At 72.8% G+C, this 23,629-nt stretch carries 21 protein-coding genes; 9 read left to right on the top strand and 12 right to left on the bottom strand.

Going from position 1 to position 23,629, the window contains the following annotated elements:
• Positions 1 to 98: 98 nt before the first annotated feature.
• On the bottom strand, positions 99 to 1,517 hold the full coding sequence (locus QFZ82_RS32320) for a HEAT repeat domain-containing protein (RefSeq protein ID WP_307716492.1): 1,419 nt from the start codon (positions 1,515 to 1,517) through the stop codon (positions 99 to 101).
• Positions 1,518 to 1,848: 331 nt separating this feature from the next.
• The gene (locus QFZ82_RS32315) at positions 1,849 to 2,241 is read right to left on the bottom strand and encodes an ankyrin repeat domain-containing protein (RefSeq protein WP_307716491.1); all 393 of its coding nucleotides are present in this window, start codon (positions 2,239 to 2,241) and stop codon (positions 1,849 to 1,851) included.
• A gap of 309 nt (positions 2,242 to 2,550) precedes the next feature.
• Between QFZ82_RS32315 and QFZ82_RS32310 the strand changes: the two genes are divergently transcribed.
• Together QFZ82_RS32310 and QFZ82_RS32305 are read left to right on the top strand one after the other, a co-directional pair.
• Positions 2,551 to 2,745 (top strand): hypothetical protein, encoded by a 195-nt coding sequence (locus QFZ82_RS32310; RefSeq protein ID WP_177153084.1) that lies wholly within the window; start codon positions 2,551 to 2,553, stop codon positions 2,743 to 2,745.
• Between the two features lie 55 nt (positions 2,746 to 2,800).
• Positions 2,801 to 4,396: a hypothetical protein gene (locus QFZ82_RS32305; RefSeq protein ID WP_307716490.1), complete on the top strand. Its 1,596-nt coding sequence runs from the start codon at positions 2,801 to 2,803 to the stop codon at positions 4,394 to 4,396.
• Positions 4,397 to 4,586: 190 nt separating this feature from the next.
• Here the strand turns inward: QFZ82_RS32305 and QFZ82_RS32300 are convergent, their stop codons facing one another.
• Positions 4,587 to 6,086 carry a PLP-dependent aminotransferase family protein gene (locus QFZ82_RS32300; protein WP_307716489.1) on the bottom strand — a complete coding sequence of 500 codons (1,500 nt, stop codon included), beginning with the start codon at positions 6,084 to 6,086 and terminating at the stop codon, positions 4,587 to 4,589.
• Positions 6,087 to 6,150: 64 nt separating this feature from the next.
• On the opposite strand from QFZ82_RS32300, the gene QFZ82_RS32295 reads away from it, so the two are divergent.
• The 4 genes from QFZ82_RS32295 to QFZ82_RS32280 all read left to right on the top strand — a co-directional run bounded on the left by QFZ82_RS32295 (position 6,151) and on the right by QFZ82_RS32280 (position 9,624).
• The gene (locus tag QFZ82_RS32295; protein ID WP_307716488.1) at positions 6,151 to 6,837 is read left to right on the top strand and encodes a YitT family protein; all 687 of its coding nucleotides are present in this window, start codon (positions 6,151 to 6,153) and stop codon (positions 6,835 to 6,837) included.
• Positions 6,834 to 7,598, top strand: coding sequence for a glycerophosphodiester phosphodiesterase (locus QFZ82_RS32290; RefSeq protein ID WP_307716487.1), 765 nt, complete (start codon positions 6,834 to 6,836; stop codon positions 7,596 to 7,598). Before QFZ82_RS32295 ends, QFZ82_RS32290 begins: the two co-directional genes overlap by 4 nt.
• 40 nt (positions 7,599 to 7,638) lie before the next feature.
• Complete coding sequence (locus QFZ82_RS32285; protein ID WP_307716486.1) at positions 7,639 to 8,994, top strand: MFS transporter; 1,356 nt, start codon at positions 7,639 to 7,641, stop codon at positions 8,992 to 8,994.
• Positions 8,995 to 9,249: 255 nt separating this feature from the next.
• Complete coding sequence (locus QFZ82_RS32280) at positions 9,250 to 9,624, top strand: RNA polymerase-binding protein RbpA (protein ID WP_026278069.1); 375 nt, start codon at positions 9,250 to 9,252, stop codon at positions 9,622 to 9,624.
• Between the two features lie 255 nt (positions 9,625 to 9,879).
• Here QFZ82_RS32280 and fxsA read toward each other — a convergent pair whose 3' ends face one another.
• The 4 genes from fxsA to QFZ82_RS32260 form a co-directional block, all read right to left on the bottom strand.
• Positions 9,880 to 10,446, bottom strand: coding sequence for an FxsA family membrane protein (fxsA, locus tag QFZ82_RS32275; RefSeq protein WP_307716485.1), 567 nt, complete (start codon positions 10,444 to 10,446; stop codon positions 9,880 to 9,882).
• A 46-nt stretch (positions 10,447 to 10,492) separates the two neighbouring features.
• Complete coding sequence (locus tag QFZ82_RS32270; RefSeq protein WP_307716484.1) at positions 10,493 to 11,290, bottom strand: polyprenol monophosphomannose synthase; 798 nt, start codon at positions 11,288 to 11,290, stop codon at positions 10,493 to 10,495.
• A gap of 566 nt (positions 11,291 to 11,856) precedes the next feature.
• Entirely contained in the window at positions 11,857 to 13,482 is a 1,626-nt protein-coding gene (locus QFZ82_RS32265; protein ID WP_307716483.1) for an amidohydrolase, read from the bottom strand.
• A gap of 10 nt (positions 13,483 to 13,492) precedes the next feature.
• Positions 13,493 to 13,933 (bottom strand): Lrp/AsnC family transcriptional regulator, encoded by a 441-nt coding sequence (locus QFZ82_RS32260; protein ID WP_307716482.1) that lies wholly within the window; start codon positions 13,931 to 13,933, stop codon positions 13,493 to 13,495.
• 205 nt (positions 13,934 to 14,138) lie between these two features.
• Here QFZ82_RS32260 and QFZ82_RS32255 point away from each other — a divergent pair, with 205 nt between their 5' ends.
• Positions 14,139 to 14,543, top strand: coding sequence for a hypothetical protein (locus QFZ82_RS32255; RefSeq protein ID WP_307716481.1), 405 nt, complete (start codon positions 14,139 to 14,141; stop codon positions 14,541 to 14,543).
• A 354-nt stretch (positions 14,544 to 14,897) separates the two neighbouring features.
• Here the strand turns inward: QFZ82_RS32255 and QFZ82_RS32250 are convergent, their stop codons facing one another.
• The 3 genes from QFZ82_RS32250 to QFZ82_RS32240 all read right to left on the bottom strand — a co-directional run bounded on the left by QFZ82_RS32250 (position 14,898) and on the right by QFZ82_RS32240 (position 17,974).
• Positions 14,898 to 16,070, bottom strand: coding sequence for an acyl-CoA dehydrogenase family protein (locus QFZ82_RS32250; protein ID WP_307716480.1), 1,173 nt, complete (start codon positions 16,068 to 16,070; stop codon positions 14,898 to 14,900).
• Positions 16,071 to 16,321: 251 nt separating this feature from the next.
• Positions 16,322 to 16,471, bottom strand: coding sequence for an SCO1431 family membrane protein (locus QFZ82_RS32245; RefSeq protein WP_307716479.1), 150 nt, complete (start codon positions 16,469 to 16,471; stop codon positions 16,322 to 16,324).
• A 117-nt stretch (positions 16,472 to 16,588) separates the two neighbouring features.
• Positions 16,589 to 17,974 carry a peptidase C39 family protein gene (locus tag QFZ82_RS32240; RefSeq protein ID WP_307716478.1) on the bottom strand — a complete coding sequence of 462 codons (1,386 nt, stop codon included), beginning with the start codon at positions 17,972 to 17,974 and terminating at the stop codon, positions 16,589 to 16,591.
• Positions 17,975 to 18,138: 164 nt separating this feature from the next.
• On the opposite strand from QFZ82_RS32240, the gene QFZ82_RS32235 reads away from it, so the two are divergent.
• Together QFZ82_RS32235 and QFZ82_RS32230 are read left to right on the top strand one after the other, a co-directional pair.
• On the top strand, positions 18,139 to 18,774 hold the full coding sequence (locus QFZ82_RS32235; protein ID WP_307716477.1) for a uridine kinase: 636 nt from the start codon (positions 18,139 to 18,141) through the stop codon (positions 18,772 to 18,774).
• A gap of 368 nt (positions 18,775 to 19,142) precedes the next feature.
• Entirely contained in the window at positions 19,143 to 21,032 is a 1,890-nt protein-coding gene (locus QFZ82_RS32230) for an AAA family ATPase (protein ID WP_307716476.1), read from the top strand.
• A 34-nt stretch (positions 21,033 to 21,066) separates the two neighbouring features.
• Here QFZ82_RS32230 and QFZ82_RS32225 read toward each other — a convergent pair whose 3' ends face one another.
• Together QFZ82_RS32225 and QFZ82_RS32220 are read right to left on the bottom strand one after the other, a co-directional pair.
• Entirely contained in the window at positions 21,067 to 22,158 is a 1,092-nt protein-coding gene (locus QFZ82_RS32225) for a hemolysin family protein (protein WP_307716475.1), read from the bottom strand.
• Positions 22,155 to 23,495, bottom strand: coding sequence for a hemolysin family protein (locus QFZ82_RS32220; RefSeq protein ID WP_307716474.1), 1,341 nt, complete (start codon positions 23,493 to 23,495; stop codon positions 22,155 to 22,157). Before QFZ82_RS32220 ends, QFZ82_RS32225 begins: the two co-directional genes overlap by 4 nt.
• Positions 23,496 to 23,629 lie beyond the last annotated feature (134 nt).

The raw sequence follows: 23,629 nt of genomic DNA, 5'->3' as shown, positions 1-23,629 counted from the left end.
CGTCGGGCCCGGGGTGGCTGCGCCAACGTGGATCTTTCCGGCCGGGGAACGTCCCATGAGCGTTTTGTTGCCACGCCCGGCCCGACGGCTGCGAGTCGTCACACAGCGGGCATGTCGGGCCCGATCCTGCTGCGTACGGCGGTCTGCACCTCCGCCTCCTCGGCGGGGTCGGCGGCGAGCCGGCGCAGTCGTTCGGCGACGCGTACGTCGCCGGTCTCGGCGTGGAGGGCGGCGACCTCTCTGGTGGTCTCCTCGCAGTCCCACAGGCATTCGACGGCGAATCCGGTGGCGAAGGAGGGGTCGGTGGCGGCGAGCGCCCGGGCGGCACGGCCGCGGAGACGGGAGGAGGTCGTCTCACGGTAGACGTGGCGCAGTACGGGTGCGGCGCAGGCGATGCCGAGGCGGCCGGTGCCGTCGACGAGAGTCCACAGCAGGGGCGCGTCGGGCCCGTCGGCACGGACGGTCTCGCGCAGGGCGCCCAGCACGAGGGGTGCGTCCTTCGCGGCGCCCCGGCAGGCGAGGACTCCGGCGGCGGACGCGCCGAGGGCGTCGGGACGGTGGACCCAGCCCCGGGCCCGGTCCACGGCCTCGTCGCCGCACATCCGCTCGAACGCGGAGACCGCCGCTTCGGCGACGGTGGCCGATCCGTTCGCGACGGCCGCCTCGATCAGGTCGAGGACGACGGGGTCCCGGGACTCGGCGAGGTAGTGCAGGGCGGCGCAGCGGGCTCCGTCGGATCCACCGTGCGCCGCGCGGACGATCGCGGGGCGGTCCTCGGGTCCCGCGACGGCGGACAGGCAGCGGGCGGCGGGCACGTGCAGCGCGCTGCCGCGCGACAGGCCCTGGTCGGCCCATTCCAGGACGGCCTGGACGCTCCAGCCGGGGCGGGGGCCGGAGGGACGCATCTGACGCTGCCAGCGGTCGAAGGAGCCCGCTTCCTGCGCGGCGCGCACCCGGCCGCCGATGAACTCGCGCCGGTCCTCCGCCCACAGCCGCCACGGCCGCGGTTCGAAGGCGTCGCGGACGGCGACGGCCAGGTCGGCGTCGCCCTCGGGGGTGGCGGGGAAGCGGGCGAGGATCGGGGCCGCGAGGGAGCGCAGGCCCGCGTCGTCGTCGCGCAGGGCGAGTTCGTCGAGGGCCCAGGCCCAGTTGGCGCCCTGCGCGGCGTACCGGCGCAGCAGGGCGAGGGCGTCGCCCCGGCCGTAGGAGGCGAGGTGCCCGAGCACGGCGAGCGCGAGGCCGGTCCTGGTCTCGTCGGCGTCGAGGTGGTCGTCGGCGTCGCACAGGTGCCGCTCGATCTCGTCGAGGCTGCCGTGGAGGTCGAGGTACAGGCGGGCGTAGTAGAGGGAGCGGTTCTCGACCTGCCAGTCATGGCGGGGATCGTTGAGGACGCAGTGGTTGAGCGCCGCGAGCGCTTCGGCCCGTGGCGCGGCGAGCGCGTGCAGTGTGCCGTCGCCGCGGCCCCTCTGCAGCAGGCCGAGCAGAGTGCCGCTCGGCGCTATGACTGGATCGAACATGGGGAATGCCTCACATCAAGCTGTCGACGCAACCGGTGACTGGAATGCCTAGGCCGCGCAGCAGCATGTCGGGCCGCCCGTCGTCATACGCGTCTTCTGCTTGGTGGTGAGCATGTTCCTCTGCCTCTCTTCGGTGGCCCCAGGGGAATTCCCGGATGATGAGGTCCGGGACAGGGCTGACGTCATGATGACCCACACATTTCGCCACCGCGACCACATTTACGGCTCCCCCACGACCTGGCGGCCGCTCTGGAGGCCCACCCCCGCGGATGATCACGTCATGGCTGGTCGGAGCGCGTGCGGCGCCGACCGGAACGTGCGCGACGGCCGCTCAGCGGCCGTCGAACAGCTCCAGAAGATCCGTCTTCCCGAACATCCGCGCGGTATCCACGGCCGAGGGGGTTCCGGCCTGCGGATCGGCGCCGCCGGAGAGCAGTGCGCGGATGACGGCGTCCTCGCCCTTGAAGACCGCGCCGGCGAGAGGCGTCTGGCCGCGGTCGTTGGCCCGGTCCGGTTCCGCACCCCGGGCGAGGAGCGCCTCGACCGTGGCGGCGTGCCCGTGGTAGGCGGCGAGCATGACGAGGGTGTCGCCCTTGTCGTTGGTCAGGTCGGCCGGGACGCCGGCGTCGAGATACGCGGCAAGCGTCTCGGTCTCCCCCTGGCGCGCCAGGTCGAAGACCTTGGTCGCGAGTTCGATCACCTCGGAGTCCGGGACTTCGCTCATCGGACGGACCGCCTTTCACCACGTTGACCTGGGCCGCACGGCAGGAGCAGCCGTACGAGTGAACCGACAGGGTACTGCCAGGCGGCCCGGCACGAGGGCGCTGACGAGGGCGAACGGGCCCCTCGGCGGCAAGGCCTCGGGAGGCACTGCGCCGGTGCGCCGTGCCGTGTGCGCGCCGATCAACGAACGCGTGTGGTCCGGTGCAGTGAAACCCGCCCGATTTCACCCATTCGCAGCTTTTATCGTATAGACACTTTCTGTAAGCATGGAAGAACTCATGGTGAATGTCCCCTCACCCAGGAGAACCTCATGATCCTGTCCATCTCAGGCGTCGTGCTGCTCGGCATCATCGTGTTCCTCTTCTTCAGGAAAGACGGGCTCAAGGCGTCTCACGCATTCGTCTCCGTGCTCTTCGGTTTCTTCCTCGCGGGCACCGCGATCGCGCCGAGCATCACGGCGGGCACCACGAGCCTCGCCGGGCTGCTGGGCGGGATCAAGTTCTGACGCCCCGAACGACCGACGAGCACCTTCAGGAGACACGAGCCTTCAGGAGACAGATGTGGCCCGGCGACCACTCCCCCGCATTCTGACCAGCGGCAGCGCACAGATCGCCCGAAGCCGTGAGATCGCGCGCACGGCCGCCGACGGCGCCACCGATGTCCTCCATCCGCTGATCACGGTCACCCGGGGTCTGCGGAAGCTGGCCGCCATGGCCCGGAGCAAGTGGGCCGCCACTCCCAAGGAACGGCGTGGTCCCACCCTGTTCTTCGTGGCGGCCTGCGTCCTGGCCGCCGCGGTCGTCCCGTACGGGCTGCTGGTCGCCCTCATCACGGTGATGGCCGCGGCCGCCTGGGCAGGCAGGGTCGGGGAACCGGTCAGGACCGGCCCCGACGAAGCCGAGGTCGCCCGGCTCAAGGCCCTGTACGAGGCCCTCGTGCCGTACTTCTCGGCCCCCGAGGACCCCGCTCCGCTCTTCACCCACGGCGGGGAGTGGAACAAGGTCTTCAGCAGGTACGAGTTCGACGAGAGCGGCCGCCTCACCCGGCTGCGCGTGACGTACCCGGCGTACTTCACCGACTCCGAGGCCGACTCCCGCGCCCGGATCGAGCACCTGCTCCACACCAAGTCCGGCCGCGGCCGCGAGTACCGCTTCAGCTGGGACGAGGAGGCCAACCAGCTGGACATGAGCGTGCTGCCCCCGCTGTCCACCTCCATCGCCGCCCAACGTTTCGTCACCGGCCCCGGCGAGACCGTGCTCGGCTTCACCGACGCCGACTCCGTCCAGCGCATGCTGCCGGTCACCCGCGGCGAGACCACGGAGCAGGCGCCGCCGGTCATCTGGCGCACCGGGCCGCGCTCCACCGAACCCCACCTGCTGGTGGTCGGCGAGCCCGGCAGCGGCACCACCACACTGCTGCGCTCCATCGCCCTGCAGGCCCTCCAGCACGGCGACGTCCTGATCGTCGAGGGCGGCGGCACCGGCGAGTACGCCTGCCTCACCGGCCGCCCGGGCGTCCTCGCCGTCGAGTGCGACCTCGCCGGAGCGCTGGCCGGCCTCGAATGGGCCGCGCACGAGACCGAGCGGCGCCTGATCGTCGCGAACCGCGCACGGCAGGCGGGCAGGCCGGCACCCGACGACGCGAAGCGGCCGCTGTGGATCCTGCTCGACCGGCCGAGCGTCCTCGGCCATCTCGCCGCGGCCGACGGCCACATGGACCCGCAGGAGCTGCTGCAGGCGCCACTGCGGCACGGCCGGGCGGTGCACGTCACGGTCGTGGTGGCCGAGCAGTTCGACAGCGCGGACGCCCTGACCGAGACCGTGCGGACGCATACGCGCGCCCGTGTCGCGCTCGGCCCGGCGGACTTCGACCAGGTCAAGGCGGTGCTGGGCACGGTTCCCCGCACGACGCCGGCCACGGACGTCCCGCCCGGGCGCGGCTATGCGCGGCTGAGCACGGGTCCGGTGCTCAGGCTCCAGGTCCCGGCGACGCCGGACCCGTTCGACGACGCGACGAGCGAGGCGCACCGGCAGGCGGTGCTCGATCTGCTGCCACCGCGTCCGGACGAGCCGACGCAGGCGCCGGAGGCCGAGCCCGGTGCGAGGCCGGTGTCCTCCCCCGCACCGGCGGCCGCCGCGGTCCCCGCCGAAGGCTGACGCCACCACCCCCGGCCGGGCCCGCGCGTCCCACGCGGCCCCGGCCCCGGCGCGTCCCCGGGCCCCGCACGCCGACAACCGGCCCGTGTCCGACGGCCCCGCACCACCCGGCGACCGACCGCCCGGCCGGCGGCCACGTCCCGCTCACGCAAGGCACCCCGCCCGAAGCGCACCCGGCCCCGCCCGGCGGTCACGCCACGAACGTGCGCGGGGCCTCCGTGCCCGTGGTCGCGCCCGTGCGTACCAGCCGCGCCGCCGCCGCGAGCCGCGTGGCGGCCTCCTCCGCCACCGGCCCGCCGACCGTGAACGGCAGCCGTACGTATCCCTCGAACGCCCCGTCGACCCCGAAACGCGGGCCGGACGGCACCCGGATACCGACCCGCTCGCCGACCTCCGCGAGCCGGGAGCCGGAGAGGCCACCGGTGCGGACCCACAGCGTCAGACCGCCGGAGGGCACGTCGAACTCCCAGTCGGGAAGCTCCCTGCGCACCGCCGCGACGAGCGCGTCGCGGTTGTCGCGGGCCTGTTCGCGGCGGATGGACACGGCGCTGTCCCAACCGGTGGTGCGCATCAGCCAGTTGACGCCGAGCTGCTCCAGCACGGGCGTGCCGAGGTCGGCGTACGCGCGGGCGGCGACGAGCGAGCGGATGACGTCGGGAGCCGCGCGCACCCAGCCGATCCGCATGCCGGCCCAGAACGCCTTGCTCGCCGAGCCGACGGTCAGCACGGTGGAACCGGCCGGGTCGAAGGCGCAGACGGGACGGGGCATCTTTACGTCCGGGTCGAGGTACAGCTCGGACATGGTCTCGTCGACGACCAGGACGGTGCCCGCCGAGCGGGCCGCCTCCACCAGCGAACGGCGCTGGTCCTCGTCGGCGAGCGCGCCCGTCGGGTTGTGGAAGTCGGCGACGACGTAGGCGAGCCGGGGCGCCGCGTCGCGCAGCACCTGGCGCCAGCGCGCCATGTCCCATCCGGCCAGCCCCTCGGCCATCGCCACCGGCACGAGCCGGGCCCCGGCCTCGCGCATCAGCTGGAGGATGTTGGCGTAGGAAGGGGACTCGACGGCGATGCGCTCACCGCGGCCGGCGAACAGGTGGCAGATGGCGTCCATCGCGCCCATCGCACCGGTGGTGACCATGATCTGCTCGGGCATGGTCGGGATGCCACGCTCGGTGTAGCGCTCGGCGAGCATCTGACGCAGCGCGGGCAGGCCCGCCGGGTAGTCGCCGTGGGTGTGGGCGTACGGCGGCAGTTCCTCGAGGGCTCCCTGGATGGCCCTGGTCAGCCATGGCTCGGGGGCCGGCAGGGACGCGCAGCCGAGGTCGATCATGGAGCCGAGCGACTCGGGCGGCAGCGGTTCGAGGCCGCGGGCGGGCAGCGGGTTGCCCGCGGGAACGGCGGTCCAGCTGCCGGCCCCCCTGCGGGACTCCAGGAACCCCTCGGCCCGCAGGGCCTCGTAGGCGGCGGCGACGGTGGTGCGGCTGACGGAGAGCGAGAGCGCCAGCTCCCGTTCGGCGGGCAGGCGCGCGGCGACGGGCACCCGCCCTTCGAGGACGAGGAGCCGGATGCCGTCGGCGAGCGCGCGGTAGGCGGGCGGCTTGCGGGTGCCGGGGCCGGCGGGGCGCGGCTGCTGGGAGGTGAGCTGCCGGGCGAGCTGCGCCGCCCCCACCGCTGAGGTCCACTGAGACATGGAAGTCAGTCCACCTTCCTCGAATTGGCCATGGTTGAGCATTCTTCCGTAGCCACAGAGTGTCATGCGTCGGTCCACTACCACCACACAGGGGGACGCCATCGTGTCCGGACATCTCACCCGCAGGCTGCTCCAGCTGTACGTCGGTCTGTCGTTGTACGGGGTGAGTTCCGCACTCCTGGTGCGCGCCGGGCTCGGGCTCGAACCGTGGGGGGTGCTGCATCAGGGCCTGTCGGAGCTGACCGGAATCTCGATCGGCGTGGTGTCGATCATCGTCGGCGCCGTGGTGCTGCTGCTGTGGATCCCCATCCGGCAGCGGCCGGGGCTCGGCACGGTGTCCAACGTGTTCGTCATCGGGATCGCCATGGACGCGACACTTGCGGTCGTGCCCGATGTCCGCGGACTCGTGGCGCAGATCCCGCTTCTTCTCACGGGTGTCGTACTCAACGGTGTGGCCACCGGCCTGTACATCGCGGCCCGCTTCGGCCCCGGTCCGCGCGACGGCCTGATGACGGGTCTGCACCGCCTCACGGGCCGGTCGATCCGCCTGGTCCGCACGGCGCTGGAGGCCGCGGTCGTCGCCACCGGGTTCCTGCTCGGCGGATCGGTGGGCGTCGGCACGGTGGTGTACGCGCTGGCGATCGGGCCGCTGGCGCAGTCGTTCCTGCGGCTCTTCGCCATCCCGGGGGCGAACGAAGGCAGCACCGTGGTCGCCGGCTCGACACCGAGGCAGGCCATACTGCGGCGGTGAATCCGACACGCCACCCTTATCTGGACCATCCGGCGACGCTCGCCTTCGCCCATCGCGGAGGCTCCGCCGACGGCATCGAGAACACCACGGCCGCCTTCCGCCGGGCCGCCGACGCCGGATACCGCTACTTCGAGACCGATGTGCACACGACGGCCGACGGACGCCTGGTCGCGTTCCACGACGCGACGCTGGACCGGGTCACCGACTCGCGCGGACGCATAGCCGAGCTGCCCTGGAGCGAGGTGAGCCGGGCCCGGGTGGCGGGCCGGGAACCGCTGCCGCTGTTCGAGGAGTTGCTGGAGGAGTTCCCCACCGCCCGCTGGAACGTGGACCTCAAGGCGGAGTCCGCGCTCGAGCCGCTGGTGGACCTGATCCGCAGGACGGACGCCTGGGACCGAGTGTGCGTCGGTTCGTTCTCGGAGGGCAGGGTGGCGCGGGCGGTGCGCCGGGCCGGTCCGCGCCTCGCCACGTCGTACGGCGTCAGGGGCGTGCTGGGCCTGCGCCTCGCGTCCGTGGGGATACCGGCCGCCGTGCGCAGCGGCGCGGTGTGCGCGCAGGTTCCGGAGACCCAGGGCGGTATCCGGGTGGTGGACCGCCGCTTCGTGCGCGAGGCGCATGCGCGGGGACTGCAGGTCCATGTCTGGACGGTCAACGACGCCGGCCGGATGGCCGCGCTCCTGGACCTTGGCGTGGATGGCATCATGACCGATCATCTGGAGACGTTGCGCACGGTACTGACCGACCGTGGGGTGTGGGTCTGACCCGGAGCGCGTCCGGGACAGCAGGAGCGAGGGGGCGCGGATGACGGCCGGCACCCCCGACCGCACGGACGGCGCGGACAGCGCCCGCGAGCGAAGACGCGAGCAACGGGGCTGGTATTTCTACGACTTCGCGTGCTCGGTGTACTCGACGAGCGTGCTCACGGTGTTCCTCGGGCCCTATCTGACATCGGTCGCCAAGGCCGCCGCCGACGCCGACGGCTTCGTCCATCCGCTGGGGATCGCGGTGCGGGCCGGTTCCGTCTTCCCCTACGCGGTCTCGGCGTCGGTCGTCCTCGCGGTGCTGGTGATGCCGTTCGCGGGCGCGGCGGCGGACCGCAGTGGCCGCAAGAAGCCTCTCCTCGCCGTCTCCGCGTATCTCGGCGCCGCCGCGACGACGGGCATGTTCCTCCTGGACGGCGACCGGTACCTGCTCGGCGCCTTCCTGCTGATCGTGGCGAACGCCTCGCTCGCGGTGTCGATGGTCCTCTACAACGCGTACCTGCCGCAGATCGCCGAGCCGCACGAACGCGACGCGGTCTCCTCGCGGGGCTGGGCCTTCGGCTACACCTCGGGCGCTCTGGTGCTGGTGCTCGACCTCGTCGTCTACTCCGGCCACGAGTCCTTCGGGCTGTCCGAGGGCGACGCGGTGCGGATCTGCCTGGCCTCCGCCGGTCTGTGGTGGGGCGCCTTCACGCTCGTTCCGCTGCGCCGGCTGCGGGACCGCCGCCTCACCGTCGACGGGGAGGGGGCGGTCGGCTCCGGCTGGCGTCAGTTGCTGGCCACGCTGAAGGACATGCGCCGCCATCCGCTGACGCTGTCCTTCCTGCTCGCGTACCTCGTCTACAACGACGGCGTGCAGACCGTGATCTCGCAGGCCTCGGTCTACGGCTCCGAAGAGCTGGGCCTGGACCAGACGACGCTCATCACGGCGGTGCTCCTCGTCCAGGTCCTGGCGGTCGCGGGCGCGCTGGGCATGGGCCGGCTGGCACGGACGCACGGCGCGAAGCGCACCGTGCTCGCCTCACTCGCGGTGTGGACGCTCATCCTCGCCGCGGGCTACTTCCTGCCGGCGGGCGCGCCGGTGTGGTTCTACTGCCTGGCGGCGGCGATCGGGCTGGTGCTGGGCGGCAGCCAGGCCCTGTCGCGTTCGCTGTTCTCCCACCTGGTGCCGCGGGGCAAGGAGGCGGAGTACTTCTCCGCGTACGAGATGAGCGACCGCGGGCTGAGCTGGCTGGGCCCGCTGGTGTTCGGTCTCGCGTATCAGCTGACCGGCAGCTACCGGGATGCCATCATCTCCTTGGTGATCTTCTTCATGCTCGGGTTCGTGCTGCTCGCGCGGGTGCCGGTGCGGCGTGCGGTGGCCGCCGCGGGCAACCCCGTTCCGGACCGGATTTAGACGCGGAGATGAAAGGCCGGTAGTGTACGCCTTTGGCCCGCCAGGCGGACCGTTACTGCGTGCTCAAGTAGCGAAGACGCTGGGTGACATCTGATGCCAGATGTGACAAACCGGGCACTGGTGGGTAGAACAAGGGGCGGCACGACGGGCGACGCATGACCCGCAACGGGAATCTTTACCGCCGACCGGACGTTGACCGGATGACGACGACAGCGACACCTGTCCTGTGGGCGACAAGCCCGGGAGGCACGATTCATGAGTGAGCGAGCTCTTCGCGGCACGCGCCTCGTGGTGACCAGCTACGAGACCGACCGCGGCATCGATCTGGCCCCGCGCCAGGCGGTGGAGTACGCATGCGAGAAGGGGCATCGTTTCGAGATGCCGTTCTCGGTCGAGGCGGAGATTCCGCCGGAGTGGGAGTGCAAGGTCTGCGGAAGCCAGGCGCTCCTTGTTGACGGGGACGGCCCCGAGGAGAAGAAGGGCAAGCCGGCGCGTACGCACTGGGACATGCTCATGGAGCGGCGCACCCGCGAGGAGCTCGAGGAAGTGCTGGCCGAGCGGCTGGCGGTCCTGCGCTCCGGCGCCATGAACATCGCGGTGCACCCGCGCGACAGCCGCAAGTCCGCGTAGGCGCGCCGAAGCGCGCGGTCACGCACGTACGGAGCCGCGGGCCGGCCACACCAGTGGTGTGACCAGCCCGCGGCTCCGCCGTTTTGTGCTGCCGGACCATTTCGTGCTGCCGGTTCCGCCGGGACGCAGGGGCCTCGCACCCGGCGCGGGTCGCGCCGCCCCGGCTGCGCTGCCCGCCGGCCGCATCCGGGGGCAGGTCCCCATGGCGTCGGCCCCCGCCCCGGCTCGGGGAAAGCGCGGGCGGAGGACGCGGCGTCAGGGGGTCAGCGGGGGCCTCGGGACATCCGGCTCGTCCGGGCGCCCCGCGCCCGGCTCGCGGATGACCTCTCCCTGGACCACCTTGCCGTCGGGGCGGTGGATCCTGACCTGCTGGAAGGCGTTGCCCAGCGTGCCCGGCGACGCCGCCCTCATCCGGCGTTCCAGCGAGCGCTCCGCGTACCGGCCGAGCCGGGTGCGCACGGGCGGCAGCAGGAGCAGCAGGCCCAGCGCGTCCGACACCACACCGGGCAGCATCAGCAGCAGGCCGCCGAGCATCAGCAGGCCGTTGCCTTCTCCGCCGCCCGTCGGTGCGGCGGCACCCGGCTGCTGTTGCAGCGTCTGCGTGAGGTTGGTGAACGCACGGCGTCCCGCCCGCTTGATCACCACCGTGCCGAGCACACCCGCGCCGGCCAGGAGACCGAGGACGGCGAAGCCGCCGGCCGCTCCGGCCACGAGGGTCAGCAGCCAGATCTCGAGGACCAGCCAGGCGGCGACGCCGAGAGGAGCGAGGGTGCGGGCGCGTGAGCGCCGGGGTGCGGTCGGGGTCGATGCGCCGGTCGTCATGCCCCCAGTGTGCCTGGGCGCCCGCCGAAGTGGCGCAAGGAGTGGATCAGGAAGCCTTGGGCTTCCGGCCGAGCAGCCGGTTCGCCCGGCTCCCCACGCCCCAGGCCGTGACCCGCCACAGCGCCTCGACCACGATGTCCCTGTTCATCTTCGAGTCGCCCAGTTCACGTTCGACGAAGGTGATCGGGACCTCGACGACGTGGAAGCCCGCGGCCACGGCCCGGCGCGCGAGGTCGACCTGGAAGCAGTAGCCCTGCGAGGCGACGTCGTCGAGCCCCAGACCTTGCAGCGTCTCGGCGCGGAAGGCCCGGTAGCCGCCGGTCATGTCACGGATGGGCACGCCGAGCAGCATGCGGGAGTACGTGCTGCCGCCTCGGGAGAGGAACTCCCGGTGCCGGGGCCAGTTGACGACACGGCCGCCCGGCACCCAGCGCGAGCCGAGGACCAGGTCCGCGCCCTTGAGCGCGGTGAGCAGCCGGGGCAGTTCCTCCGGCTGGTGGGATCCGTCGGCGTCCATCTCGACGAGGACGCCGTAGCCGTGCTCGATGCCCCAGCGGAAGCCCGCCAGGTACGCGGCGCCGAGCCCTTCCTTGCCCTTGCGGTGCAGAACGTGCACCTGCTCGTCGGTGGCGGCGAGCTCGTCGGCGAACTTGCCCGTGCCGTCGGGGCTGTTGTCGTCGGCGACGAGGACGTCGGCGTCGGGCACGGCGGCGCGCGCCCGCGAGACGATCGCCTTGATGTTCTCGGCCTCGTTGTAGGTCGGGATGATCACCAGGGTCCTGCCGAGCGGGCCGTACCGCCTCCCCTGGGGTCCGCCATGGGGAACCGCACCACCGTCGTTCACTGCTGCCCCTTAAAGTCCGTACGCAGAGCCCCACCATAGCGAGCGCGCGGAACGCACCGCGGGGTGGCGGCGGATCATGACGCAACGGATGACGGGCAGGCGCGTCGCAGAGTCGTGACGGGCCGCCGGAGCGGGGAGCGGGCCGCCGGACGGCGGTGGGCGGCAGCGGATCGGACCCGGCGTCCTTCGGGCCGACCTGGGGCCCGCTGGCTGCGGGTCGACCGAGAGCCGTTGTCTACTGAACGCCGGGCCCCACCCGGGTCGCACCTGCCGGCCGGCTGAAGCCTTCCCTCTGCCCCCGAGGCGCGGGCGCTGAACCTGGCTCCCAGTGGTGGTGCGCCGGTGCGGCACACCACCCCATGGCCCAGCGGCGTTCGACGACTGCGTGGAAGGTGCCGGTCGGACGTCCTGTGGTGGACCCGGCCGAACCTACCGGCCGGTGGGCGCTCGCTGTCAACAGTCGCGCCACCAGCGGGAATCGGCCGTATCACCAGGTCAGAGGCGAAGATCCGCAGGTCGAGGCCGAGCGGTCCGGGCATCGATCGGCGGTACGAAATGTCCGCACGTCACCCGTTCGGTCCCCCGAAGACGGTGTGGCCGGAGACCACCGTCCGCAGGCAGACGGGCAGGTCGTGGCCGGGCGTGAGGTCCGGCAGACCCGGGGTGCCCGAGCGCGGGTCGGTGGACCAGCGGGCCACGCGGTCGTCGGGTGCCTGGACGACGAGTTCGCCGGTGCGCCAGACCGCGTAGTCCGCCGGTGCTCCGGGCACCAGGACACCCGCGTCGTCGCGGCCGACGGCCCGCCAGCCGCCCCGCGTGTGGGCGGTGAAGGCGGCCCGGGCGGAGATGCGGTGCTCGGGGGTGCGGTGGAAGGCGGCGGCCCGGACGGTCCCCCACGGGTCCAGGGGGGTCACGGGACTGTCGGAGCCGAAGGCCAGGGGGACGCCGGCGCGCAGCAGTGCCGCGTACGGGTTGAGCGTGCGGGCGCGTTCGGCGCCGAGCCGCTGGGCGTACATGCCCGTCTCGCCGCCCCAGGCCGCGTCGAAGGCCGGCTGGACGGAGGCGGTGAGCCCGAACTCGGCGAAGGCGGCGATGGTTTCGGGGGTGAGCATCTCGGCGTGCTCGACGCGGTGACGGGCGGCGCGGACGCGGGCGAGGCCCAGCTTGTCCGCCGCGGCGCGGACGCCGTCGAGGACCGCGGTCAGGGCCGCGTCGCCGATGGCGTGGAACCCGGCCTGGAGGCCGGCCTCGGTACAGGCGACGACGTGGGACGCGACGGCGTCCGCGTCGAGGTGGGCGGCGCCGGTGTGGCCGGCGTCGGCGTACGGCTCGTGGAGGCAGGCGGTGTGCGAGCCGAGGGAACCGTCGGCGAAGAGGTCACCGGCGGCGCCCAGGGCGCCCAGGGCGCGCGCCCGCTCGACGTCCCGGTCGGCCCAGTAGCCGACCACGCGCGGGCCCGGCTCGTCCCGGGCGAGCTGCAGCAGGCCGGTGAAGTCGTCCTCGGAGGAGATGTCGGGACCGCCGCATTCATGGAGGGTTCCGATGCCGAGGGATGCGGCGTGCCTGAGAGCGGCGCGCTGCGCCTCGGTGCGCTGCTGCGGAGAGAGGGTCGCGTAGGCGGCGGCGCGTACGGCGTGGTGGGCGTCGCCGGTCAGCGGTTCGCCGTCTCGGAAGCCGGCCAGGGAGCGGATGCCCGGGACGCGGTCCAGAAGGGCCGTGGTGACGACGGCGGAGTGGACGTCGATACGGGTGAGGTAGAGGGGCCGTCCGCCGGTGAGCTCGTCGAGCTCGTCGCGCCGCGGCGCACGGGCCTCGGGCCAGCGCGCGGCGTCCCAGCCGTGTCCGATCAGGATGCGGTCGCCGGGACGGCCGTCCGCGTAGGCGCGGACGAGCGCGGCGGCCTCGGCGAGCGAGGCGGCGCCGGAGAGGTCGAGGCCGGTGAGCGCGAGGCCGGTCGCCGTGGTGTGCACGTGCGCGTCGGTGAACGCGGGGGTGACGAGGGCGCCTTCCAGGTCGACGACCTCGTCGACGCCGGAGGCGAAGGCGTCGGCCGCGCCCTCGGACCCCACCCAGGCGACATGTCCCTTCTCGACGACCATCGCGGTGGCGAAGGGGTCGGCGGGGCTGTGGACTTCTCCACCGCGCAGCAGCACGGTGCGGTGTTCGCTCTGGGGGGCGGTGCGCTCGGTCATGGGACCAAGCCTAGATACGCGGCGGGCGGGCCTCGTACGGGGTCGACAGGACGACCGTGGTGCGGCTGGAGACGCCGGCCAGGGAGCGGATGCGGCTGAGCAGGTGCTCCAGTTCGAGGGGCGTGGCGACGCGCACCTTGAGGATGTAGTTCTCGTCGCCCGCGACGCTGTGGCACGCCTCGATCTCGGGGACCCCGGCGAGCCGGTCCGCGATGTCGTCGGGGGCGCTGGGGTCGAACGGCTTCACCGAGATGAACGCGGTGAGCGGCAGGCCCACGGCCTCGGGGTCGACGACGGCGGCGTAGCCGCGGATGACCCCCCGCTGCTCCAGACGGCGGACGCGCTGGTGCACCGCCGAGGTGGACAGGCCCGTGGCCTTGCCCAGGTCGGTGTAGCTCATCCGCCCGTCCTTGACGAGCAACTCCACGATCTGACGATCCAGCTCCTCCATGCGGATCAACCTATTGCCCCGGGCCGCCTCCGGCACAGTCCGCAGCGGCCGCGAGGGGGCCTTACGACACCCATGTGACGAACGCCACAGGTTTGCGCCCCCGGTCCGCCGTGACCTCACGGTTACCTGCCCCGCGCGATGGGCATTGCTTGCTGTGGTCGAGGCCATCAGCGCCTGGTCGGCCCATCCGAGGGGGAGATTCTCCATGCAGAGCGTTAAGAACGACGGCCGTACCGAACTGGAGCCCGTCGATTCGGCCGAACAGGCCGACGGCGACGAGCTCGACGCGTACGACACCTTCGAGATGTACCGGGTCGTCTGCCCGGACTGCGCCCAGCCGATCGCGCTCCTGGCGGACGAGGACGTCCTGCCGGAGCACGCGCTGTGCCCCACCCCGTGGAACCCCTTCGGACTGACGGTGTGCTCGGGCACCGGCCGGTCCGCCGGGGACGCCCGGCCCGCGGACGAGTCGCTCGAGGCGCAGGAGCAGGACATGGCCCTGCTGCTGACGCTGCCCCAGGGGCTCGACTGGCGCACCCAGCCGTTCTCGCATGTCGGCGGTCCGGGGTCGCGGCCGCTGAAGGTGCCGCCGATGCGGCGCGCGGCCTGACTCCATACCCCTGACTCCGCGCCCCTGAGCGCGCGGGCCGCGCTGCCGCGGCCCGCCGCCATGTCACGGCGCGGACGTCATGCGTACGCCGTGGACTGGCGCTCGAATCGGCCCGGCGGTAACCCGCCGCGGGGCCCGGGCGTTGGCCCGGCATGACGCTGTACTCCACGACCGCGACGCGCGGCCGTCGGCGGCTTCTCGTGCCCGCCTATGAAGAATCGGTTCATCACCCGGCGGATCCGCCGATCTACCGCGAGCTGCTCACACTGTGGGCGAGCCGCGGCAGGACGCTGCCGGGGCGCCGCGACCCCGAGTGGAGCAGGCTCGCGGCGCCCCTGGCGTGGGAGGGGCGGGTCAGCGGGTCTCGGGCCCGGCCAGGTGACGGGCGATGACCATGCGCTGGATCTGGTTGGTGCCCTCGACGATCTGCAGCACCTTGGCCTCGCGCATGTAGCGCTCGACCGGGAAGTCCTGCGTGTAGCCGTAGCCGCCGAGCACCTGGACGGCGTCCGTGGTGACGCTCATGGCGGCGTCGGTGCAGAACAGCTTGGCCATGGCGGCCTGCCGCGAGAACGGCCGGCCCGCGTCCCGCAGCCGCGCCGCCGCCAGGTACAGCGCCCGCCCGGCCTCGATACGCGTCGCCATGTCGGCGAGCATGAAGCGCAGTCCCTGGAAGTCGGCGATCGGGCGGCCGAACTGCTTGCGGTCCGTCGCGTACCCGACGGCCGCGTCGAGCGCGGCCTGGGCCACGCCGATGGCGCAGGCCGCGATGCCCAGGCGCCCGGAGTCCAGCGCGGAGAGCGCGATGGCGAAGCCCTGTCCCTCGTCGCCGATGCGGCGTGAGTCGGGGATGCGGACGCCGTCGAAGTGCAGCTGGGCGGTGGGCGAGCCCTTCATGCCCATCTTCTTCTCCGGCAGGGCGGCGGTCAGCCCCGGAGCGTCGCCCGGGACCAGGAACGCGGTGATGCCGCGGGCACCCTCGCCACCGGTGCGGGCGAGGACGGTGCAGAAGTCGGCGACGCCGCCGTGCGTGATCCACGCCTTGGTGCCGGTGATCACCCAGTCGTCGCCGTCGCGCACCGCCTTGGTGCGCAGCGAGGCCGCGTCGGAACCGGAGGCGGGCTCGGAGAGGCAGTACGCCCCGAGCAGGCCGCCGCCGAGCATCGCGGGCAGGTGCTCGGCGCGCTGCTCCTTGGTGCCGTAGCCGGCGAGCGCGTGACATGCGAGGGAGTGGACGCTGACGCCGAGGCCCACGGTGAGGCGGGCGGCCGCCAGCTCCTCGAGCACTTGGAGGTAGACCTCGTACGGCTGGTCGCCGCCGCCGTACTCGGACGCGTAGGGCAGGCCGAGCAGGCCGGATTCGGACAGGAGCCGGAAGACCTCGCGCGGAAAGTGCCCGGCCTCCTCCTCCTCGGCCGCGCGGGGAGCGATCTCCCGCTCGGCGATGTCGCGGACCAGGGCGATCAGGTCCCTGGCCTCCTCGGTGGGCAGCTGACGGTCCACCGGCTGCGGGGCGCGGTCGGGCATTGCGGCGCTCTCCTCCCTGTCGGGCGCTGCGGCGTCGCGCGGGCAGGGTGAGGGCGCGTCGCCGGGTCTTCTGCCACGCCGATGGTCCCCTTCCGGATCACGAAAGAGGCTGGTTGGCGGCTGTTGGCGCGTTGAGTATGCCCGATCGGGCGGCTCCCGTCACGAGGTGCCAGGGAGCGGGTGCGGCGATGCCGCGATGTTGCCGGAGAGCGGCGAAATCGGTCCGCGGTCTTGACCGACGGGGGCGCGGACTAGAGCATGCCGAGCTGGGTGATCAGCATGGCGATCACGACCACGAGCGTCCAGCCGAGGACGTGCTCCAGCACCGACGACTCGTCGTCGGGGCCTCCGGTGCGGGTGCCGAGCCGGGCGCTGTGGGCGGTGGCGGCGGTCGAAGTCATGGCGGTCTCGTTCGGTCGGTGTGCAGGTGACGTCCCCCGTGACCCCACTACAGTGCCAGCCCCTCCGGGCCCCGGGGTAGAGACGTTCGTCACGCCCCCGGGGCCCGGTCGGCCGCCTCAGTGGATGCCGACCGCCTCGAGAGCCCGGCGCTGCGCGGGTGTGGCGGCGGCCGGCCAGTACACGTAGCAGACGCCGCCGGTGCCGGACACGACCTTCCCGCTCGCGTTGTAGCGCTTCGTGCGGAGCCAGATCTTCTCCCACTCGGCGCGCCGGTAGACACGCCGCACGGCCTCGTTGCTCGGCGACGCCGGATCACCTGCGATCACGTCGCCGTCGGCGGTGAAGCCGATCACCGTCATCAGGTGCCCCGCGGTCCCGTAGCCCGCTCCGGTCAGTTCCTCCTCGAGGAACGACTGCGACGTTATGGCCGGGATGCCGGCACGGATCAGGGTTTCCAGGTCGGTGAGCGAGGAGAGCCGGGTGACCACCGCGCTCATGTCGCGGTAGGTCGCCGCGTAGGCCGCGTTGAAGGGCCAGTTGCCGCAGCCCTCGTACTGGTAGTCGTAGGTGAAGCGGGCCGCGTGGCAGACCTGCGGATCCGCGAAGTCCGGGTTCACCCAGGCCAGGTCGTCGGCGGTCGGCCTGCGCCCCCAGTACTCGATGATCATCTGGGACGAGGTGGGGCTGCACCAGGCCTCGCCGCCGTTGTCGTACTCCGGGTACTGGCCGACGTGCGTGTTCTGCGAGTACCGCGGGACCACGAGCTCGCGGGCGAGGCCCGGCTCCGAGGCCGGTACGCCGAAGCGGTCCGGGATGTCCGAGGCCATCGCGCCGAGGCGCCACACGGTCGGGGTGAGGCGGGTGCCGGGCCTGCGGTAGAGCGTCAGCCGCAGCCGGTACGAGGTCAGGCGCAGCCCGCTCGCCGCGTCGTCGACGGCGAAGGTGTCGGTCCAGATGCTCGCCTTGCCGTCGCTCTGGTCGTCGACGGAGGTGCGGCGGATGTCCCCGTCGCCCGCGGCCCAGCGGCCCATCACGAACCAGGGCGTGTCCGTGCCGTCCGAGTAGGTGCCCGCGAGCTCCACCTGGAGCCAGGTCCCGGCGGGGGTGTGCGCGTTCCAGGAGGCGATGACCTCGGTCGCGGGCACCGCCGAGCGGTGCACCGGCGAGGTCCAGGTCGCGTACTCCCAGCGGGCGCCGCGCCCGCTGTGCGGATCGGTGTAGTCGACGGTGCCGGCGGGCGTGGTGATCACGACGCCGGGGCGTCGGCCGGAGACGGCGGCGGTGCCGGCCGGGTCGCCGCAGCGCCAGTCGGTGTAGGTGGACCAGAAGCGGTTGTCGACGAGCGGGGCCGCGGCGGCGTTCCGGCCGGAGGAGGGGGCGGCGCCGACCGGGCCGGCCATGGGTGAGGCGGCCGCCGGCCCGGCGGCGGACAGCGTTCCGGCGCTCGCGGCGGCCGCGATCGCGGCGCCCAGGACGGTTCTGCGCGAAGTAGGTCTGGCCATGGGACCCCCAAGTCAGGTGCGCGACAGTGGGCCAACTATCCCGGCTCGGGCGGGGCTTCGGCCAGCACTTCGGACCGCGTCGGCCGGGGCAATATTGGTCTGGTCCACTGGCATGACCTGCGGGGGCGCCCCGGCCGCGCCGTGACGGCTTCTACTCTTGCCCCATGGACGATCTCGACCGGCTCGCCGCGCGGCTGAGCGCACTGGCCCCTTCGTGCGGTCCGGTGCGCCTGATCGCGGTGGACGGCCACGCCGGTTCGGGCAAGAGCACGTTCACGGCCCGGCTCGCCGCCGCGTTCGGCGGGGACGACGTGCCGGTGCTGCACCTGGACGACCTCGCCACGCACGAGGAGCTGTTCGCGTGGACCGGCCGGATGCTGGACGAGGTGATCGCCCCGCTGTCCCGTGGACGGACGGCGCTGTATCACCCGTACGACTGGAATCTGAGGCGTTTTCGTCAGTCGCGTCCGCTGCCCGCGGCGCCCGTCGTCCTGGTCGAGGGCGTCGGCGCGGGGAGGCGGGCCCTGCGGCCCCACCTGGCCCGTCTCCTGTGGATGGACCGTGCGGCCGAGGACTCCTGGGCGCGCGGCAGGCGGCGCGACGGTGCCGGGCTCAGCGCCTTCTGGGACGGGTGGACGGCGGCGGAGATGCGCCATTTCTCCGCGGACCCGTCCCGTCCGCACGCAGACATCCTGGTGCGCGAGTGCTCCGAGGGTTACGAGTGGTCGGTGGTACCTGACGGGACAGCACGAACGGATGACGCGATCACCGAGGGTGATCGCCCTGGCCAGGCATACTGAGCAGTCGGGCCTCCCGCACAAGAGTGCCTCAACTCTGCTTGACCGACGGGGCGGACAGGTCTTACGTTCTCAATGTGCGGCTTTCCGGAGCCGCCGCGGACACGAAGCCCCCGGTTGTTCCCCCGTGATCGGGGGCTTCGTTCCGCCCTTCCCTCTCACCGTCGGCACTCTTCCGGCCCTTTCGCTCACAGTGGGTCACCGGCGCCTGGTCCTTGCGGCGCTCTTAGCGCAGCTCCCGCTCGCCGGTACGATGCACCCCGGTGGGCTCAATTCCCGTCCGCGGCATGGTCGTTGCGTACGCTGCCGGTGGGCGCCCCCTGGCGCGACAACACTGGTGCACGGTTTGTGGGGGGAGTGTGGGGGACCCTATGGACGACGGCACGCAGGGGGCACGGACTCCGGCCGAGCTCGCCTGGCTGCGCGGCGTGGACGCCTGCACCATGGGCGCCTACCCGCAGGCGGAGGAGGAGTTCCGCGCCGCTGTGCGGCTCGACCCGGGGATGGCGGACGCGTGGCTGGGGCTCCACGCCCTGCGCGTCGACACCACCACCGCCCTGCTGCGCATGTACCGCCACCGCGAACGGTTCGGCGAACAGCGCGCCCGCCACCGCCGCACGCTCAACTCCTGGTACTGGCTGGGCTGGTGGGTGCAGCCCGTGCTGGAGAGCCGGCGTGATCTCCTGCTGGCGCACGCCTCCCACTGGCTCGACGGCCGCCACGTGCCCGAGCTCGACCGGGCGCTGGCCGGGCTTCCGCCGGTGGACACCGACCCCCAGGTGCGCTTCCTGCACGCCTGCCGTGCCTACCTGGTCAAGGACTGGGAAGAGCTGGTCCGCCACACCGAGCCGCTCGTCGACGATCCGCTGCTGGGCATCGAGGCCGGCCTGTTCGGCGGGATGGCCCGGGTGCGGCTGGAGATGTTCCGCCAGGCGGAGCCCATGCTGTCCGCCGCGCTGATGCGCTGCCGCAGCGAGCAGCCGCAGCGCAAGGAGCTGAGGTACTGGCTGGCACGTGCCCACGAGGGCACCGGACGCAGCGCCGCGGCCATGCCGCTGTACCGGGCCGTGCACCGGATCGACCCGGCCTTCATGGACACCTCGGCACGGCTCGCGGCCATCGCGGAGTACGACGGCATCGACGGCTACGACGAGGCGGCGGGCCTGGCCGCCGTGTCGCTGACCGGCTTCGGCGCCGACGCCGCGGACGTCCAGACCGAGGGCGAGGGCCCGGTCGCCACCGAGCGCCTGCCCGGCGACCCGGGCAGCCAGCTGCCGGGGAACGGGCCGACGCCCTCGGACGGACCCCGGCGGCGCACGACCGTGTCCCCGCAGGCCACTCCCCCGCACTTCCCGTCGGGCCCCACCGACCCGGTGCTCCTGGCAGAGGCGCTGGCGGAGCTGGAGCGCATGGTGGGCTTGGAGCCGGTGAAACGGCAGGTCAAAGCGCTGTCGGCGCAGCTGGAGATGGCCCGGTTGCGGGCCGGTCAGGGCCTTCCCGTACGACCGCCCAAGCGGCACTTCGTCTTCTCCGGCCCGTCCGGCACCGGCAAGACCACCGTGGCCCGCATCCTCGGCCGGGTGTTCTACGCGCTCGGGCTGCTCGGCGGCGACCACCTGGTGGAGGCCCAACGGGCCGACCTCGTGGGCGAGTTCCTCGGCCAGACGGCGGTGAAGGCCAATGAGCTGATCGACTCGGCGCTCGGCGGGGTGCTCTTCGTGGACGAGGCGTACAGCCTCTCCAATTCCGGTTACAGCAAGGGCGACGCGTACGGCGACGAGGCGCTGCAGGTGCTGCTCAAACGCGCCGAGGACAACCGCGACCATCTGGTGGTCATCCTGGCGGGCTATCCCGAGGGCATGGACCGCCTGCTCGCGACCAACCCCGGCCTCTCCTCGCGTTTCACCACCCGGGTCGACTTCCCGTCCTACCGCCCGCTCGAGCTGACCGCCATCGGCGAGGTGCTGGCCGCGGAGAACGGCGACGTGTGGGACGAGGAGGCCCGTGACGAGCTGTGCTCGATCAGCGGCCATGTCGTCGAGCAGGGCTGGATCGACGAGCTGGGCAACGGCCGGTTCCTGCGCACGCTGTACGAGAAGAGCTGCGCGTACCGGGACCTGCGGCTGTCCACGTATCCGGGCACCTTGAACCGCGAGGACCTGTCGACGCTGCGGCTCCCGGATCTGATGCAGGCCTACGGGGAGGTCCTGTCGGGCCGCGGTCCTGCGGGCCGCGGCCCGCAGGAGCCTCCCCTCGGCTAAGGCGCTGCCTCCCGGTCGTGCCGGGGCGCCCGGCTCAGCTCACGAGGGCCGAGTCCGGGCTGGCGGACGTCCTCGGCGCCCGTGCCGGCACCGTGACGCGGTGGGCCGGGTCGCGGACCTCGCCCACCAGCTTCTCCAGCACGTCCTCCATGGCCACGAGGCCGAGCACCCGCCCGGACTCGTCGGCGACCTGCGCCAGGTGCGTCGCCGCGCGGCGCATCACGGTGAGCGCGTCGTCGAGCGGCAGCTCGGCGCGGAGCGTCGCCATCGGCCGCCAGATGTGCTGGGGCACGGGCCGCTCGCCGTCCTCCAGGTCCAGCACGTCCTTGACGTGCAGATAACCCATGAAGGGCCCGGTGCCCCCGGCGGAGACCGGGAACCGGGAGTAGCCCGTGCGGACGGTCAGCTCCTCCACCTGCCGCGCCGTCACCGACGGCGGCACGGTCACGAGTGCGGACCGGGCGATGAGCACCTCGCTCACCGGCCTGCTGCCCAGCTCCAGCGCGTCCTCCAGACGCTCCTGTTCCGCGGGCGCCAGCAGTCCGGCCTGGCCCGCGTCCTCGACGAGCTGTCCCAGCTGGTCGCTGGTGAAGACGGCCTCCACCTCGTCCTTCGGCTCGACCCGGAAGGCGCGCAGCACCAGCTTGGCGCAGGCGCCGAGCCCCGACGTCACCGGACGGCAGAGCCGGGCGAAACCAACGAGGCCGGGGCTGAGCCACAGCGCCGTCCGCTCGGGCGCGGCCATGGCCAGGTTCTTGGGCAGCATCTCGCCGATGACGAGGTGCAGGAAGACGACGACCGCCAGCGCGATCACGTAACCGAGAGGGTGGATCAGCCCCTCGGGCACACGGGCCGCGTGGAAGACGGGCTCCAGGAGGTGCGCGACGGTCGGTTCGGCGACGGCGCCGAGGGTGAGCGAGCAGACGGTGATGCCGAACTGGGCGGCCGCCATCATCTGCGGCAGGTTCTCCAGCCCGTGCAGGACCTGCCGGGCCCGCCCCGAGCCGTCGGCGGCGAGCGGTTCGATCTGGCTGCGGCGTACGGAGACGAGGGCGAACTCGGCCCCGACGAAGAAACCGTTCGCCAGGACCAGGAGCAGGGCGAACAGCAGTTGGACGGCGCTCATCGGGCGGCCTCCGTCAGCGCCGGTACGTCGGCGGTGCGCACGAGGCGCACGCGCTCGGCGCGGTAGCGGTCGACCTGGCGCACCGCGAGGCGCCAGCCGGGCAGTTCGGCCCGGTCGCCGGGGACGGGGATGCGGCCCAGCAGGTCGGCGACGAGGCCGGCGACGGTCTCGTACGGGCCGTCGGGCACGTCGAGACCTATCCGGCGCAGGGTGAGGACCCGGCAGCTTCCGTCGGCCTCCCAGGCCGGCCTGCCGTCCTCGGGCGCGACGGGCACGAGCTCGGGCCGGGCGTCGGCCTCGGCGTCGTGCTCGTCGCGGACCTCGCCGACCAGTTCCTCGACGATGTCCTCGAGGGTGACCACGCCGGCCGTGCCGCCGTACTCGTCGACGACGACGGCCATCGGCTGTTCGCTGCGCAGCCGTTCGAGGAGCTGCTGCACGGGCAGCGTCTCGGGAACGAGCAGCGGCGGTACGGCGATACGGGACACTCGCACGCGCCGGCGTTCCTCGGCCCGTACCGCGAGCGCGTCCTTGAGGTGCACCATTCCGACGATCTCGTCGATGCGCTCGTGGTAGACGGGGAACCGGGAAAGGCCCGTGGCACGCGTGAGGTTGAGGACGTCGGCGGCGGTGGCGTCCGACTGGAGCGCGCTCACCTTCACCCGCGGGGTCATGACATGCTGGGCCGTCAGGTGGCCCAGGGACAGGGTCCGTACGAACAGGTCCGCGGTGTCCTGCTCCAGCGCGCCGGCCCGAGCCGAGTGACGGGCGAGGGACACCAGTTCGCCCGGGGTGCGGGCGGAGGCCAGCTCCTCGGCGGGCTCGACGCCGAAGAGCCGTACGAGTCGGTTCGCCGCGGCGTTGAGCAGGGTGATCACGGGCCGGAAAACGGCCGAGAACAGCGTCTGCGGGCCGGCGACGAAGCGCGCGACCTGCAGGGGCCGGGACACCGCCCAGTTCTTGGGGACGAGTTCGCCGATGACCATCTGGACGGCCGAGGCGAGCAGCATGCCGATCACCACGGCGACGCCGGGGACGACGCCGTCGGGCAGTCCGGTGGCGGTGAGCGGTCCGTCGAGCAGCTGGGCGAGCGCCGGCTGCGCGAGCATGCCGACGACCAGAGAGGTGATGGTGATGCCGAGCTGGGTGCCGGACAGCTGGAACGACAGCTGCCGCAGAGCGGCGACGACCCGGCGGGCGCGCTTGTCGCCTTCGGCGGCGGCACGCTCGGCGTCGGGTCGCTCCACGGTGACGAGGCCGAACTCGGCCGCCACGAAGAAGCCGTTGGCGAGGATGAGAAGGAACGCTGCGGCGAGCAGCAGAAGCGGGATGATCATGCCGCCGCCTCCTGTGAGGGGGCGGCGCAGGTACTACCGGACGATCCGTCCATTGCCGGAGGGAGTCACTCCTCGGGTCGTAGGAAAGCCCCGCCGGCCGCTTGGGGCCGCACGGTGCGGGGCGGGGCGCACCT

It is taken from the genome of Streptomyces sp. V4I23, from assembly GCF_030817975.1.
GTDB lineage: Bacteria > Actinomycetota > Actinomycetes > Streptomycetales > Streptomycetaceae > Streptomyces.
Note: the sequence above shows the minus strand (reverse complement) of the source record. Positions and strands in the feature narration are given on the sequence as shown.